General features: G+C 67.2%; 13 protein-coding genes. 9 read left to right on the top strand and 4 right to left on the bottom strand.

The window, feature by feature from the left end; translation table 11 throughout:
- The first annotated feature begins 181 nt into the window (after nt 1-181).
- The 5 genes from AB0H12_RS05215 to AB0H12_RS05235 all read left to right on the top strand — a co-directional run bounded on the left by AB0H12_RS05215 (nt 182) and on the right by AB0H12_RS05235 (nt 7,388).
- On the top strand, nt 182-1,648 hold the full coding sequence (locus AB0H12_RS05215; RefSeq protein ID WP_499620993.1) for an FtsK/SpoIIIE domain-containing protein: 1,467 nt from the start codon (nt 182-184) through the stop codon (nt 1,646-1,648).
- Nucleotides 1,645-3,261 carry a replication initiator gene (locus AB0H12_RS05220; RefSeq protein WP_499620994.1) on the top strand — a complete coding sequence of 539 codons (1,617 nt, stop codon included), beginning with the start codon at nt 1,645-1,647 and terminating at the stop codon, nt 3,259-3,261. The genes AB0H12_RS05215 and AB0H12_RS05220 overlap by 4 nt, the downstream gene beginning before the upstream one ends.
- Before the next feature lie 53 nt (nt 3,262-3,314).
- Nucleotides 3,315-3,494 (top strand): helix-turn-helix transcriptional regulator, encoded by a 180-nt coding sequence (locus AB0H12_RS05225; RefSeq protein ID WP_499620995.1) that lies wholly within the window; start codon nt 3,315-3,317, stop codon nt 3,492-3,494.
- Nucleotides 3,495-3,535: 41 nt separating this feature from the next.
- Nucleotides 3,536-4,753, top strand: a complete 1,218-nt coding sequence (locus AB0H12_RS05230) for a tyrosine-type recombinase/integrase (protein ID WP_499620997.1) — start codon at nt 3,536-3,538, stop codon at nt 4,751-4,753.
- A 259-nt stretch (nt 4,754-5,012) separates the two neighbouring features.
- Nucleotides 5,013-7,388, top strand: a complete 2,376-nt coding sequence (locus tag AB0H12_RS05235) for a hypothetical protein (protein WP_499620998.1) — start codon at nt 5,013-5,015, stop codon at nt 7,386-7,388.
- Between the two features lie 377 nt (nt 7,389-7,765).
- Here the strand turns inward: AB0H12_RS05235 and AB0H12_RS05240 are convergent, their stop codons facing one another.
- Nucleotides 7,766-9,091: a glycoside hydrolase family 18 protein gene (locus tag AB0H12_RS05240; RefSeq protein WP_499621000.1), complete on the bottom strand. Its 1,326-nt coding sequence runs from the start codon at nt 9,089-9,091 to the stop codon at nt 7,766-7,768.
- A gap of 204 nt (nt 9,092-9,295) precedes the next feature.
- On the opposite strand from AB0H12_RS05240, the gene AB0H12_RS05245 reads away from it, so the two are divergent.
- Nucleotides 9,296-10,306 carry a methionine synthase gene (locus tag AB0H12_RS05245; RefSeq protein WP_499621002.1) on the top strand — a complete coding sequence of 337 codons (1,011 nt, stop codon included), beginning with the start codon at nt 9,296-9,298 and terminating at the stop codon, nt 10,304-10,306.
- 6 nt (nt 10,307-10,312) lie between these two features.
- Here AB0H12_RS05245 and AB0H12_RS05250 read toward each other — a convergent pair whose 3' ends face one another.
- Nucleotides 10,313-10,816, bottom strand: a complete 504-nt coding sequence (locus AB0H12_RS05250) for a GNAT family N-acetyltransferase (RefSeq protein ID WP_499621004.1) — start codon at nt 10,814-10,816, stop codon at nt 10,313-10,315.
- Between the two features lie 11 nt (nt 10,817-10,827).
- Complete coding sequence (locus AB0H12_RS05255) at nt 10,828-11,733, bottom strand: LysR family transcriptional regulator (protein ID WP_230567794.1); 906 nt, start codon at nt 11,731-11,733, stop codon at nt 10,828-10,830.
- Nucleotides 11,734-11,805: 72 nt separating this feature from the next.
- Between AB0H12_RS05255 and AB0H12_RS05260 the strand changes: the two genes are divergently transcribed.
- From AB0H12_RS05260 to AB0H12_RS05270, 3 genes are read left to right on the top strand one after another with little or no spacing between them, the layout of a single operon-like run.
- Nucleotides 11,806-12,435 carry a succinate dehydrogenase cytochrome b subunit gene (locus AB0H12_RS05260; protein ID WP_499621007.1) on the top strand — a complete coding sequence of 210 codons (630 nt, stop codon included), beginning with the start codon at nt 11,806-11,808 and terminating at the stop codon, nt 12,433-12,435.
- 1 nt (nt 12,436) lies between these two features.
- Nucleotides 12,437-14,350 (top strand): fumarate reductase/succinate dehydrogenase flavoprotein subunit, encoded by a 1,914-nt coding sequence (locus AB0H12_RS05265; protein ID WP_499621008.1) that lies wholly within the window; start codon nt 12,437-12,439, stop codon nt 14,348-14,350.
- Nucleotides 14,347-15,093: a succinate dehydrogenase/fumarate reductase iron-sulfur subunit gene (locus AB0H12_RS05270; RefSeq protein WP_499621009.1), complete on the top strand. Its 747-nt coding sequence runs from the start codon at nt 14,347-14,349 to the stop codon at nt 15,091-15,093. The genes AB0H12_RS05265 and AB0H12_RS05270 overlap by 4 nt, the downstream gene beginning before the upstream one ends.
- Here the strand turns inward: AB0H12_RS05270 and AB0H12_RS05275 are convergent.
- On the bottom strand, nt 15,069-15,917 hold the full coding sequence (locus tag AB0H12_RS05275; RefSeq protein ID WP_499621010.1) for a YeiH family protein: 849 nt from the start codon (nt 15,915-15,917) through the stop codon (nt 15,069-15,071). The genes AB0H12_RS05270 and AB0H12_RS05275 overlap by 25 nt on opposite strands.
- Between the last annotated feature and the right edge of the window lie 11 nt (nt 15,918-15,928).

Here is a 15,928-nt window from a genome sequence, read left to right on the forward strand (position 1 = left end):
GGCTATCGGTACGTGGGGGCCGCGCGTCAAGTCGGCGTGGTGCCCCGTCTGTGTGGAAGCTGTCCAACGGTCGCCCCTGCGGGGCGTGCAAGCGGTTCGGCGTCTACGCGCCCAACCAGCTCGTCTGCTGCTCCTGTCTGGGCTGGCTGCCGCTGATCTTCGCCCCCCTGGGGCGTGCGTGATGGGCGGCAAGTGGGTGGACCCGGCTCCGTTCGAGGGTGTGCGGCCTCGGGTGCCGTGGTGGGCGCTGGTGCCGGGCAAGGCCAAGTGGCTCGCCGCGCTGGTGATGCTGGCCTGGCTCGGCCTGGTCGGCGTCGTGCGCCTGGTGCTCATCGTCGTCCGGTACCCGGTGGTCACGCTGGTGCCGGCGTCGGCGGCCTGGTGCTGGTGGCGGTTCGGCCTCTCGCCGCTGGTGCTAGCGCTGTTGTCACTGGTCGCGGCACTGACCATCTGGGCGGGATTGGATCGTGCGTCGTTTCTGCGGCACGGCTGGTACCGGCTGGTCACCGAGTGGCGACGGGCGACGGTCTACGTGCCGAAGTGGCGCTCGGTGATGCGGCTGGCTGACCTGGCCAAGCGGGACCGTGGCCGTGAGTACCGGCCGAAGCTGCGTCGGGTCCGCTCTGAGGGCTGGCGGGATCGAGTTCGGGTGCGGATGGTGCCTGCTCAGTCGCCGGAGGCGTGGGAGCTGCGTCGGGATGGCCTGGCGCACTCGTTCGGTGCTCACTCGTGTCGGGTGCGGGTGCTGCGTCCGAGGGTGATTGAGCTGGATTTCGTCCACCGTGACCCGCTGCTGCGTCCTCTGACCGTCCCGGCGTTGACGGATGCGGAGGTGGATCTCAAGCGGGTGGTGGTCGGCCGGACCGAGACGGGCAAGCCGTGGCGACTGCGGCTGCTCGGGTCTCAGGTGCTCGTCGTCGGCGTGCCAGGTGCGGGCAAGGGCTCGGTGCTGTGGTCGCTGGTGTGGCAGCTCGCTCCGGCGGTGCGGGCGCGCCTGGTGCGGCTCGTGGGGATCGATCCGAAGGGCGGAATGGAACTCGGGCAGTGCCCGGACGCGTTCGACCGCGTCGTGTACGACAACGGCCCGGAAGCCGTTGTCCTGCTTGAGGAAATCGCCGCAGAGGTCAAGGAACGGGCGACGCGATACCGGGGTGTCCGGCGGCTGTGGGCACGATCGACCGGGGAGCCGTTCACGGTCCTGGTGGTCGATGAGCTGGCCGACCTGATCGCCTACCAGCCGGACAAGCAGCTCCGCGAACGAGCGGTGCGGGCAATCCAGACCATCACCTCACAGGGCCGTGCACCCGGCTATGCCCTGGTGGGCCTGGTCCAGGACCCGCGCAAGGAGGTCGTCTCCTTCCGGCACCTGTTCTCCACCCGTGTGGCGCTACGGCTGGATGAGCCACAGCAGGTGGACATGGTCCTTGGCGACGGCGTTCGCCAGCGCGGCGCTGCGGCTCACGAGATCAGCGAGAACACCCCCGGCGTCGCTTGGATCAAGGAGGACGGACAACGGGAGCCGGATCGGGCTCGGGCGTTCCACGTCACGGATGCCGACCTGGTCGAGCTGGGTGTGTTCCTGGCCGGTGCCACGGTGCACGACTTCCCGGACCGGTCTGAGGGCACTGAGGGAAGGGCGGCGGCATGAGCGGTGAGACTCGCGCTGAGCGGATGCGGCAGCCCATCGCGCTGGACGTGGCCAAGGCTGCGGCCGAGAAGTACGGCGTGTGCGTGCGGCCGTTCACGATGGAAGTCGAGGACCGGGCCACGTACGAAGTGCGCTACGTCGCGGTGCCGTGTGGGTCGACGGTCGAGAGCGTCTGTGCGCCGTGTGCGAAGAAGGCCAAGGCGTTGCGCATGGCCCAGTGCCGTGAGGGCTGGCACATGGCCGAGGAACCCGACTTCACCCCCGAGCGACCCACCAAGGATCAGAAGGAGCTGTTGACGTTCCGGGCCGATCTGGTCAAGGCGTACCGGGAGGCGGTCGAGACCGGTGAGGCGGGCGACGCTGACGAGTTGCGGGAGGAGATCCACGGCGTCGACGCGGAACTTCGGCAACTCGGTGTCCGGGGCCGCTTCCCCTCGCCCGACGCACCTGCCAAGCGGCCGGTGAAGCGGTCGACCAAGCGTCGGCAGGACGCTCCGAATCTGCCTCGGCGGCGGGTCGAGAAGCGCACCGTGGGCCGGGAGTACGCGGGAGGGTTCCGGCCCTCGATGTTCGTCACGCTCACCCTCGACACCTACGGACGGGTGCGCGATGACAGCACACCCGTGGACCCGGACACGTACGACTACCGGCGGGCGGCTCGGGACGCGGTGCACTTCGCCTCGCTGGTGGACCGGTGGTGGCAGAACCTGCGGCGGGTCGTCGGCTGGGACGTGCAGTACTTCGCCACGGTCGAGCCACAGAAGCGAGCGGCGCCGCACCTGCACGCGGCAGTCCGCGGTTCGATCCCGCACGAGACCATCCGGCTCGTCACGGCGGCCACGTATCACCAGGTGTGGTGGCCCAGCCACGACGAGCGGGTCTACAGCGGTGAGCACCTGCCGGTCTGGGACGCGCGGGCGGAGGCGTTCGTCGACCCGGACACACGCACGCCGTTGACGGCCTGGGCGGACGCGGTCGAGGCCGTGGACGAACCGGCCCACGTGGTGACCTTCGGTCGTCAGGTCCACTCCAAGGGCATCCTCGGCGGCTCGGAGGAAGCCGGACGCCACATCGGCTACCTGACCAAGTACCTCACCAAGTCCATCGGAGAAGTGGTCGAGCAGACCACCGACCGGCAACGACGGCACGCTGACCGCCTGGCGGACGAGCTGGCTGTGACGCCCTGCTCCGACCGCTGCCCCGTGTGGCTGCTCTACGGCGTCCAACCACACGGAGCGGGCTCCCGGACCAGACCGGGCCACTGCAAGGGGCGCGCACACCGCCGAACCACCCTTGGCCTGCCCGGTCGGCGGGTGCTGGTGTCGCGGAAGTGGTCGGGCAAGACGCTCGCCGATCACCGGGCCGATCGAAAGCGCTTCGTCATGGAGGCGCTCAAGGCCGTGGGCATCGAGAAGCCGGAACCCGACACCTCCCAGCTCGTCTGGCACAAGGTGCGGCCCGGTGACCCGAACGTGCCACCACGGGCGCACCTGCTCATGCGCGCCATCGCGGAGCGGACCCGGTGGAAGGCCGAGTACGACCGCGCGATGTTGGCCGCTTCGGGCTCGCCACCTGCCGCAGATGTTTCGGCAACTGGGTCCATAGCTGCCTGACCAGGGGAATTGGGGGAGTTATGTCCGATCGACCGCGTCACATCGTCATCGAAGTGCTCTGGAAGCCGACCGACCTCGCGGACTTCCTCGGCCTTCCGGAGACCACGTTGCGCCAGTGGCGGCACAAGGGCTACGGCCCTCGGTTCGTCCGCCTCGGCAAGCACGTCCGCTATCGGCCGGAGGACATCCGGGACTGGCTGGACGAGCAGGAAACCGACCCGGCTGCGGCCTAGCAAGGGGGAACGTCATGGCAGGACACATCCAAGATCGCTGGATGCGCGTCAAGCGCGATGAGAATGGCGCGCCAGTACTCGACGCCAAGGGGAAGCGAACCAAGGAACGCGACCCGGAGAGGTGGGGCAAGGGCGACCGGTACAAGGTCCGGTACTTCGACCCGGACGGCAACGAGAAGTCCGAGTCGTTCCCGGACAAGCAGCTCCGCAAGGCGCAGGCGTTCCTGACCGAGATGCAGCACAACGTCTTGTCGGGCACCTACATCGACCAGGACGCCGGGAAGGTCAACTTCAAGACCTACGCCGAGAACTGGCTCAAGGGCCAGTCACAGGACGCGGCCACCCAGCAGACGCTGCGGAGTCGGCTCAAGAGCCAGCTCTACCCGTTCTTCGAGACGCGCAACGTCGGCTCGGTCAACGCCGAAGTGGTCCGCAACTGGCTCGCGTGGCTGCGGGAACGCAAGCTGGAGGTCTCCACCCAGGCGGTGTACTTCGACATCCTGTCGTCCATCCTCAACGCGGCTGTCGAGGACCGGAAGATCCGGGTCAACCCGTGCAAGGCGCAGAGCGTCAAGAAGCCCAAGCCCAGCACCCGCAAGATCGTCCCGTGGCCGGAAGCCAGGCTTCGGGCGGTCCAGCTCGCCCTACCAGCGCGGTTCAAGCCGACTGCCCAGCTCGGCGCGGGCTGTGGGATGCGGCAGGGCGAAATCCTCGGGTTCTCGATGGACGACTTGAACCGTGACGACATGCTGATCAACCTCGCCCGACAGATCAGGGTGATTGACAAGCAGCTGGTCTTTGCGCCGCCGAAGGGCGACAAGACGCGGGTGGTCCCTCTATCGAGTGGTGTCCTGGAGGGCCTGGACTCCTACGCGGAGAACTTCGAGCCCGTGGCGGTCACCCTGCCATGGCTCCAACCGTCCGGACGGCCGGTCACGGTCCGGCTGCTGATGGTCGGAAACCAGGGCGTGCCGTACTCAGGGAGCGCCTTCAACGAGGTGGTCTGGAAGCCGGCCTTCAAGCGGGCCGGACTGACCTACACGACCAAGGGGGACGGGATGCACGCGCTGAGGCACTTCTACGCCTCGACGCTGCTCGGCCAAGGCGTCTCGATCAAGGAGCTGGCCGAGTTCCTCGGTCACGCCGATCCAGGGTTCACGCTGCGGACGTACACCCATCTCCTGCCGTCGAGCTACGGGCGTGCTCGGTCGGCGGTGGATCGAGTCTTCCGTCCTAATCGGACGGTCCGGACAGCGTAAGCCCGCTTCGTTAGTGAACATCGATGTTCGCACGAGGACCCTGGACGGTCCCACGCGTGGAAGGACACTCAGCGGAGACGTCAAAGGTCATCGGCCTGCCCAGACCCGGTCCTCCAACTCACCCTCCCCTTCGGACTCAGGACGGCTCCGCTGGGTACACACGCAGCGCGTTCACGGTGGGACATCGTTACTCAACTTAAGTAACGCTTTGTGATGTTGAGCCGATGAGGGTGGCATAGCGGTGGATTGGAGCGTCCCAATGAGCATCGAGACTAACGATCATAGTGTCAGACCCATTGAATCTGTCGAGGCTGAATCACTGTTGCGATGCTATTACCTGGCCGACTTCTTGGGTAGTTGCATCGTTGATGACAAGTATAAGCCTCCCGTCACCCTTTCCGCCTCGATCAAGCTTTCCACTAAAGGTCGGACTCTTGCGAATCAGGCTAAAGGTGAAGGTATATCGCTGATGGAGGGAGAACTTGCTGCATATATGACCATGTGGGCGGGCGATGAACTGCTGATCGACGCCAATGAGACCGAGATTGACAGCTTGCGGAGTGCTATTTCATCGGAGATCAAGCGTAGCAAGATCAGGTTTCCGTGGATATACGGAAGAAAGCTATACGACGCAGTCAGTTCATCATCTTTCCATGGGTCAGCGCATCCGAGTCATGAAGACACCTTGCGATTGCTTGATCGTCTACCGCTCGGTGTATTCCAGATCGGACCATATGTAGCCGGGCCGTACGGTCTGGTCGAGTCGAAGCAGTGGAGGATTATCAGGCCACGCATCGTAGTCCCTTCTTATCACTGTGATGACATTGAGTGTGATCGTGTGCATTCGGTTCATCTCTCGACGGCAGACTCAGGTGTCTCGAAGGCCATAGGGAAGCTGCGATCGAAGGTGGCGAAGCTTCATAAGGTCAACGTCGAGTACCGCGAAGCTGTGCTTGAGGTGCAATCCAAGCATATTCCCCCATTCAGTTGGTTCAATAACTCAGACTTGCCGTTCTTCTTGTTCGAGTGTCTCACTATTGACGAGATCCGCAAACTCCTTGTACGCCTTCTCGATGCGCCGGGAGGGCATCTACGGGCTGAGTGCTTGAAGCTGGGAGAAGTGGTTAAGGATGCTGGTACTTTCGCCGGTCAGTTGAGCGAGGGGCAGTTGCTTCAAGTGATTCTCCTGGCAGGCGATTCTGAGGTTCACGAAACGCTGAACCGAATGGTATGGAGCAGCGATATCGAAGTTGCTCGAGCGGAGATTCGCTACGCGCGGATCGTTGCCGAGGCCCCTAGTGGCCTGTCGGGAAGAATGCAGATATCGCATCTGGGTGTTCGTCACGCACCTAGCGTTCGGCTCGCACCGGTACGTCTTCGAAAGTTGATATCCGAGTGTTTCCCCGAGAATGACCAGATGGCGGAGAAAAGGCTTGGGTGGCTTCTTCGTGAGTATGAAGGTGAGTCCCCGGGGGCTAAGCTTACAAGCGCCTTGAACCTAGAAGAACCAGCTTCCTTGGTTAATAAATTGATAGTCCGAGACGAGAAGTCGTATAGAGTGGCCCTCCTATCCCTGGGGCTCCCCATCGACGTTTTTGCAAACGCTTCCGACGAAGAAATTGCTAGGCTTATAGCATGGCATGTGGGATTCGTTTCTGTAGACAATAGTGTCGAATTGCAGCACTTGAATGACCGTGTGGCGGCACTCAAAAAACTTATCAGTAGTATCCCTCCGGCTTTTATTGACCGTACGGACGCGAACGAGATCCGTGCACTCTCGATCAACCTGTTCGTCGGCTTAGAAGAAATCTTGAAGCGAGCGCTGTGTTTCATCGTCTGGGCTATGCTTCGTGACTACAGGGGTAACTCTTATGTTTTAGACTATTCGCAGGCTAGGGCGCAAGATTACTTCCAATCGTGGATACTGGAGCAACAAGGAGGCCTGAAAGTAGAGAGGTTCGAGAAGTGGTCACTCGGTGACATTCTGGAGGGATACGGAATCGTTGCCAAAGTGTTGAAGAAACTTGAAAGCGAGCGAGTGGTTCACCTACGTCCTGAATCGGAGTGGCCTAGGTCAGCTCGGTACGGTGCAAACCCCTTCGTGTTTCCTTTTCAGCACAAATTCCCGTTTTTGGATCTCGACGCGCAATCGCGCAACTTCATCACCGAGGCGACCCAAAGGATCGCTTCTTCTTTGTCGGAGTCGGGAGTGCTTGACGTTCGAAACGGTTACTCGCACCACACTGATGAGGTGCCTGATACCGGTAAAATCGGAGTCGCACTAGACGCAATTGATGGCCGCGTTGCCGAGTTGGTTGCAAGCGGGCTCTATCCATCGGTATACGTGATGGACAGTTCAAACGAAGATAACACGGGCAGGCGGCGCGTTACTCTGCGCAGCGCTAGTGGGGCTAAAGTCGTTCTGACACGTCCGAGTGCCATCGACCTTTTTGGGTTTCCGGTGCTCAATAGACCGCAGGTCATCGTTCCGCGAGCGAAGGTTGCCGAATCGGGTGAACCGTTGCGCTTCTTGTTTCGTGTCGATTCTGCTTACGACGTGGACTGGGAGGATTTCCCGAAGAGGCCGGTTAAATCTAATGGCTTCGTTGTTTCGGAGTTCGAGGACCTAGGCTGAGTTGCATTTGGTCTACATCTATTGCTGCTGATATCGACCGCGGACGCCATGCTGCGTATCAAGCAGGTACCGGGGCGTGCGCTAAACGAGTGGACTAAGCCGGTCATCGACTGGCTCGACCTGCGCAGAAGGTCTGGAGGCGAGTGTTGCGGCAAGTCGGCCCCCGACGCTGCTGGCCAGGGCGTGTCGATCCGGGAGTTGGCCGATCCGAGTACGCCAATCCGGGATGCGCCCTGCGAGACATACAACCGCCTTCCGCCGACCGAGTTGCGGGTGCTCGGTCGGCGGTGGATCGGGTGTTCCGTCCGCAGCGGCCCAGTGAACTCCGGACGGCCTGATGACGGCCTGACAAGATCAATAACTAGCGTTTGTGCAGGTCAGGTCGTGAAGCCTTTGAAGATGTTGGTGAACTCGTACTGGGTCTGGCTGATGCTGCTGCACGTCGGCGAGATGCCGCCGCCGGGACAGCCGCCGTTGTCCCGGCCGACCGACCAGAAGCCCAGCAGGCCGATGCGGTTCGTGTTGGCCCACGCCACCAGCTTCCGCGCGTGAGCCTGGGTGAAGACCTTGCCGTTGAAGTTGCGGCCGATCATGGGTGTCACGCCGAGCAGCCGCTTCAGCTCCGCGTCCGACTTGGCGGGCCAGATCTGCTTCATCTGCCGCAGGCTGCTCTCGGCGGCGGCGATGACGGCGTCACCCCAGTCCGGCCGGGAGGAGCCGAACTCCATGGTCATGGGGTTGACGAGGACGGTCAGGCCCTTGGCCGCCGCGTTCTGCAGGATCTGCACCGAGTACGGGTCCATGCCGTAGTCGTCGCCCTGCACGCGCATCGTGTAGCTGATCGACGTGCCGCGCTCGGTCTGCAGGCGCTTCAACGCCGTGTTCACCATGTCGTGCGGGATGGTGGCCTCGACGTCCACGTCCAGGTGGTTGCTGCCGACGGCGTCGAGGACCTTCTTGTACGCCGCCAACAACGCGTCGGCGCTGGGGCACGAGTACTCCAGGTACGGCCCGGCGGCGCCGCCGGTCGCCACGATCACGTCACCGCCCAACGCCTTCAGCGCACGCACGTCGTTGACGATCCGGCTGTCGTTCAACGGGATCGTGCCACCCCACGAGGGGTTGCAGCCGCTGCTGTCCGCGAGCGCGAAGGCGAGCGTGAACACCTTCTGCCCGGTGGCGCGGGCGACCGACTCCAGCGACGGCGTCGGCATGGTGATGTCCACGTACGGCGCGGACTTCAGGCTGCCCGGTAGGGGTGGCTGGTCCGAAGTCGTAGTGGTGGTCGTGGTCGTGGTCGTCGTGGTCGTGCCGCCGGTGCACGGTTGGCCGTTGAGCTTGCAGTTGGCGGGCAGGCCCGTGCCGTTGACCAGGAACCCGAACGACGTGGACGCGCCCGCCGCGAGCCCGCCGTTGTACTCGCGGTTGGTGAACGTGTGGTGCGAGCCGCTGCTGGTCAGCGTGGCGTCCCAGTACGAGCCGGGCGCGCTGCCCGCCGGCAGGTCGAACTCGACCTGCCACCCGGACACCGCGCCCGACCCCGCGGTGACGGTGAACTTGCCCTGGTAGCCCGAACTCCACGCGGAGTCCTGGGTGAACACGGCCGTCGGTGTCGGCGCGGCGCCCGCGGGGGCGGCCAGCAGCAGACCGGCGGCGGTGACGCCTGCCGCGAGTGCGGCCAGGCTCGTGCGCTTGAGGGACATGGGCACCTACTCCCGTGCAGGGGGAACGGGGTGGGAGTGGTGGGGAGCGCGGGGCGCGGCACGCCCCCACACCACGTCGTGGCGGTGCCCGCGAACACCGTCGGCACCGACACGGTGACCGTAGGTGGACTGGACCACCTCGTCAATGGGTCTAGACCTTTTCGGGCCCGAACGGTCGACCGCCCGTAGTGGGAGACTGTCCGGGTGGATGCCCTCCCTTGGTCCGCCGGCGCCGCAACCGGCATCGGCTCGCTACCCGGAACCGACCCGCTGGAGGCTGCCAGGATCGTTCTCGGCGAACTCCCCGAACTCCCTCACCTGCCCGAACTCCCCGCACGGGGCGTCGGCGCGGACATGATCGGCCGCACCGCCGCGCTCCTGGTCGACCTGCCGGTCGAGGTGGTCCCGTCCGGCTGGCGGACCGCCGCGCACCCCGGCAAGGACCATCGGCGCGCGTTCGACCTGCTGCGCCGCGACCTGGACGCGTTCGAGGAGGCAGCCGAGCCCGCGCCGCCGTCGGTGGTCAAGGTGCAGTCCGCCGGGCCGTGGACGCTCGCCGCGAGCGTCGAGCTGCCGCGCGGCCACCGCGTGCTGACCGACAAGGGCGCGCTGCGCGAGCACACCGAGTCGCTGGTCGAGGGCCTCAACCGGCACGTCGCCGAGGTCGCCAGGCGCACCGGCGCGAAGGTCGTCGTGCAGCTGGACGAACCGGGGCTGCCCGCCGTGCTCAAGGGCCTGCTGCCGACGCCGTCCAAGCTCGGCACGGTCGCCGCCGTCCCCGAGCCGGACGCGAGGGCCGTGCTCCAGACCGTGATCGACGGCCTCGACGCGGACGTGATCGTGCACTGCTGCGCGCCGAAGCCGCCGATCACGCTGATCCGCCGGGCGGGCGCGACGGCCGTCTCGTTCGACGTCACGATCCTGGACGACACGATGTGGGACGAGCTCGGCGAGGCGTGGGAGGAGAAGACCCAGCTGTTCCTGGGCCTGGCCCCGAGCACCGACCCGAGCACGCCGAGGACGCTGAGGTCGCTGGCCCAGCCCGCGCTCGACCTGGTGGACCGGCTCGGTTTCCCGCGGTCGATCCTGGGCACGCACGCGGTGCCGACACCGACGTGCGGCATGGCCGGCGCGAGCGAGAAGTGGGTGCGGCGGGCGTTGGCGCTGACGCGTGACGTGGGCAAGGCGTTCGTGGAACCGCCCGAGGACTGGTGACCCTCGCTACAGGGCGCTGAACGGCGCGGCGTAGGTGAAAGGGCCGGTGAGGGCGGGCGTGTAGGCCGACAGGGCCCGGGCCTGGAAGTACGGGGTCCAGTCCGGGTCCGGCGGGGTGATGCCGTAGGTCGACGCCAGTGCGAAGCCGAAGCGCGAGTAGTACGCCGGGTCGCCCAGGAGGATCACGAGGGGCTCGTCGAGGGCGTCGGCGGCGCCCAGGACGGTGTGCATCAGGGCCTTGCCGACGCCGGAGCGCTGGTGGGCGGGCAGCACGCTCAGCGGGCCGAGGCCCAGCGCGGGAGCGTCACCAACGGACCCACGCGTGCACACGACGTGCCCGACCACCGCGCCGTCCACCTCGGCGACCAAGGACAGGGCCGGGATCCAGCCGGGATCCGCCCGGAGCGCGTCGACCAGCCACACCTCCCCACCCGGTCGCGCCGCGAACGCGGCCTCCGTCACGTCGTGGACGGCCTGGATGTCGGCGGTGGTCTCGCGTCGGATCAGCACGACACAGCACCCTACGACCCCACCAGGTGAACCCCCGAAGGCATTTCCGCCCCGCGCAGGAAGGCCAGCAGCACGCTCTGGAACGCCCGCCCGGCCGACGTCGGCGCCACGTCCGTCCGGTGCGCCAACGCCACCGTCCGCGTGGTCGCCGGGGTCAGCGGCGTCCCGTGCAACGACCGCGTGGCCAACACCGTGCTCGGCACGATCGCCACCCCCAACCCCACCTCCACGAACCGCAGCACGGCGTCCATCTCCCCGCCCTCCACCGCGAACCGCGGCTCGAACCCCGCCTGCCGGCACGCCGCCAACGTCGTCTCCCGCAGGTCGTACCCCGGCCGGAACATCACCAGCGGCTGCTCGCGCAGGTCCGTCAACCGCATCCGGGACACGCCCAACGGCGCCGCCGACGCCACCACCAGCTCCTCCCGCAGCACCGGCACCACCGTCAACGCCCGGTCCGCGTCCGCCGGCGACACGATCACCAGCGCCAGGTCGAGCTGCCCCGCCTCCAACGCCGCGACCAGGTCACGCGACCCGCCCTCCGTCACCGACACCTGGATCCCGGGGTACGCGTCGTGGTACCGCTTGATCACGTCCGCGAACAGGCTGACGCACAGGCTCGGCGTCGCGCCGACCCGCACCCGCCCCCGCCGCAGCCCCACCAGCTCGGCCACCTCCAGCCGCGCCGTGTCCACATCCGACAGGATCCGGGCGGCGACCGGCAGCAGCGCCTCACCCGCCGGCGTCAACGTGACGTTCCCCCGCGCCCGGCTGAACAGCTCCGCGCCCAGCTCCTTCTCCAACGCGTGGATCTGCTTGGACAGTGAGGGCTGCGCCACACGCGCCTCCGCCGCCGCACGCGTGAAGTGCCGCGTCCGGGCCACTGCCAGGAAGTACACGAGCTGCTGCAGCGTCATAGCCCCAGGCTATCTTCAGGCAGCTCACGATGTATTGGACGACTCGTCACACCGGTTCCTAGCGTCAGCGACGTGGACACGATCGGGCTCTACCGCACCACCGTCGGCAAGAAAGTCGTCATGGCGGTCACCGGCGCCGGACTGCTGCTGTACGTCGTCGTGCACATGCTCGGCAACCTCACCGTCTTCTCCGGCGCGGACGCGATCGACGGCTACGGCCGGTGGCTGCGCGAGATCGGCGCGGTCTGGCCGACGCGGGTCGCCCTGCTCGCGTGCGTGGGACTGCACTTCGCCGCCGCCTACCAACTGACCGCGAAAGCGCGCAAGGCCAAGGGCCGGTACGAGCACCGCAGACGCGTCCAGGGCAGCTACGCGGCCCGCACCATGCGCTGGGGCGGCGTGATCATCGCCCTGTTCGTGGTCTACCACCTGCTCGACCTCACCGTCGGGTGGCTCAACCCCCACGGCGTGCCCGGCGAGATCCACGCGAACGTGGTCGCCGACTTCCAGCACTGGTACGTGGTGCTGGCGTACGCGGTCGCCGTGCTCGCCCTGGGCTTCCACATCCGCCACGGCGTGTGGAGCGCCACCCAGACGCTCGGCGTCACCACCTCGCGCGTGATCGGCCTCGGCGTCGCCGTGGCGATCTGCGCCGGTTTCCTCTCCGTTCCCTTCGCCGTCTTCACCGGATTGGTGAGCTGACATGCCCTACACCGAAGGCGCCCCGATCACCGATCAGCGCGTGCCGACCGGACCGATCGAGACCCGCTGGGACCGCCGCCGCTTCTCCGCCCGGCTGGTCAACCCCGCGAACCGGCGCAACCGCAGCGTGATCGTGGTCGGCACCGGCCTCGCGGGCGGCTCGGCCGCGGCGACGTTGGCCGAGCTCGGCTACCAGGTCAAGTCGTTCTGCTACCAGGACAGCCCCCGCCGCGCGCACAGCATCGCCGCGCAGGGCGGCATCAACGCGGCCAAGAACTACCGCAACGACGGCGACAGCGTGCACCGGCTGTTCTACGACACCGTCAAGGGCGGCGACTTCCGCTCCCGCGAGTCGAACGTGCACCGGTTGGCGCAGATCAGCGTCGAGATCATCGACCAGTGCGTGGCGCAGGGCGTGCCGTTCGCCCGCGAGTACGGCGGCCTGCTGGACACCAGGTCGTTCGGCGGCGCGCAGGTCTCCCGGACGTTCTACGCCCGCGGCCAGACGGGACAGCAACTCCTCCTGGGCGCTTACCAGGCGTTGGAACGGCAGATCGCCGCCGGACGCGTCGAGATGCACCCGCGCACCGAGATGCTCGACCTCGTCGTGGTGGACGACCGGGCGCGCGGGATCGTCGTGCGCGACCTCGTCACCGGCGCGGTGTCCACCCACTTCGCGGACGCCGTCGTGCTCGCCACCGGCGGCTACGGCAACGTGTTCCACCTCTCCACCAACGCCAAGGGCTGCAACACCACGGCGATCTGGCGGGCGCACCGGCGCGGCGCGCTGTTCGCGAACCCGTGCTTCACCCAGATCCACCCGACGTGCATCCCGATCAGCGGCGACCACCAGTCGAAGCTGACCCTGATGAGTGAATCCCTGCGCAACGACGGCCGCGTGTGGGTGCCGCGAGACCCGCGCGACACGCGTGCGCCGAACGACATCCCCGAAGCCGACCGGGACTACTTCCTGGAACGCATGTACCCGGCGTTCGGCAACCTCGTGCCGCGGGACATCGCGTCCAGGGCGGCCAAGAACATCTCAGACGAGAAGCGCGGCGTGTACCTCGACTTCGCCGACGCCATCGAACGCCTCGGGGCGCTCGCCGTCGAACAGCGCTACGGGAACCTGTTCGAGATGTACCAGCGCATCACCGGCGACGACCCGTACCGGACGCCGATGCGCATCTACCCGGCCGTGCACTACACGATGGGTGGCCTGTGGGTCGACTACGACCTGCGTGCCACGATCCCCGGCCTGTACGTGATCGGCGAGGCGAACTTCTCCGACCACGGCGCGAACCGGTTGGGCGCGTCGGCGTTGATGCAGGGCCTGGCGGACGGCTACTTCGTGCTGCCCGGCGTGATCGGCGACTACCTGGCCGACGCGCCGTTCGGACCCCTGGACGAGAGTCACCCGGTCGTGGCGGACACGGTGTCCGAGGTGCGCGGTCGGGTGAAGACGTTGCTGGCCGTCGACGGTGACCGCACGGTCGAGTCGTTCCACCGCGAGCTCGGCCGGTTGATGTGGGACGAGTGCGGCATGGAGCGCGACGAGGCGGGGCTGCGCAAGGCGTTGGAGCGCATCCCGGAGCTGCGCGAGGAGTTCTGGCAGCGGGTGAAGGTGCCCGGCACCGGGGAGCGGCTCAACCAGGAGCTGGAGAAGGCGGGCCGGGTCGCGGACTTCTTCGAGCTGGCGGAGCTGATGTGCGTGGACGCCCTGCACCGCGCCGAGTCGTGCGGCGGGCACTTCCGGTCGGAGAGCCAGACCCCGGACGGCGAGGCGTTGCGGGACGACGCGAACTACTCCTACGTCGCCGCCTGGGAGTACACGGGCGTGGGCCAACCGCCCGTGCTGCACAAGGAAGCGCTGACCTTCGAGCACGTCACGCCGAGCACCAGGAGCTACTCGTGAAGCTGACCCTGCGGATCTGGCGGCAGAGCGGCGCCACCGGGCGGCTGGTGGAGTACGCCGTGGACGACCTGTCGCCTGACATGTCGTTCCTGGAAGCGCTGGACGTGCTCAACGAGCGGTTGATCACGTCCGGGCAGGAGCCGGTGGCGTTCGACCACGACTGCCGCGAGGGCATCTGCGGCATGTGCGGGATGATGATCAACGGGATGGCGCACGGGCCGGAGAAGGCCACCACGGCGTGCCAGCTGCACCTGCGGCACTTCCGCGACGGCGACGTGGTGACCGTGGAGCCGTGGCGGGCCGAGCCGTTCCCGGTGGTGCGCGACCTGGTGGTGGACCGGTCCGCGTTCGACCGGATCGTGGCGGCCGGCGGGTACATCAGCGTGCCGACCGGGTCCGCGCCGGACGCCCACGCGACGCCCGTGCCCAAGCCGGACGCGGACACGGCGTTCGAGGCGGCGGCGTGCATCGGCTGCGGCGCGTGCGTGGCCGCGTGCCCCAACGGGTCCGCCATGCTGTTCACCGCCGCGAAGGCCACGCACCTCGGCGTGCTGCCGCAGGGGCAGCCGGAGCGGTACTCGCGGGCGCGGGACATGGTCGCCGAGCACGACGCGTCGGGCTTCGGCGGCTGCACGAACACCGGCGAGTGCACGTCAGCGTGCCCCAAGGGCATCCCGCTGACCACCATTGCCCGGCTGAACGCCGACCTGCTGCGCGCTCACACCACCCGCAGCGACAGGTAACCCGTCCCGCACACCAGGAGCGTGGAGAGCAGCCCCAGGAGGAGCGCCCTGGGGCTGGTCCGCACGAGGCTCTTGAGGCGCACCGACGTGCCCAGGCCGAACAGCGCGGCGGCCAGGACGACCGCCGTCGCGGTGCCGGCCACGTCCACGACAGCCGGTGGCACCAGCGGGCTGACCAGCATCAACGCCAGGAAACCGAGCAGGAAGCCGGGCACCAGCGGCGCGCCGCGACCGCCGACGCCGGCCACGATCGGCGCCAACAGCGCCACCCGGCCGAGCTTCACCGCCATCGCCGTCGCCAGACCGCCGGCCGGTGCGGCGGCGGCCACCTGCGCGACCTCGTGCACGCTCAGCCCGATCCACTGCGGTGAGGCGTTCAGCAGCGGCAACGCGATCATCGCCAGCGCGCCGTAGAGCGTGACGAGGGTGACGCTGGTGGCCACGTGCTCGTCCTCGCGGTCGACCCGGCCCTCGACAGCGGCGATGGCCGACGCGCCGCAGATCGAGAAACCGCTGGCCACGAGGATGTACAGGCCGCGCGGCAGGCGCAGCCGGCGGCCGAGCGCCACCGTGCCGAAGAACGTCACCGAGACCGTCGCCAGGATCGCCACCAGAACGCCCGGTCCCAGGTCGAGCAGTTGCACAACGGACAGTTGCAGACCGAGCAGCACCACCCCGGTGCGCAGCAGCCTGCGCGTGACGCCGGTCAGATCCGGCAGGCGTCCACCCACCAGCACACCCAGGACCAACGCGGCGATCAGCACACCGTCCAGCCTCCGTCGGCGCCGGCGCTTCCGGTAGGCGGCCGTCGATGCCGCAGTCATACCCTGTGGCT

This window comes from Actinosynnema sp. NPDC023794 (assembly GCF_040639675.1).
In the GTDB taxonomy this organism is placed as follows: domain Bacteria; phylum Actinomycetota; class Actinomycetes; order Mycobacteriales; family Pseudonocardiaceae; genus Actinosynnema; species Actinosynnema luteola.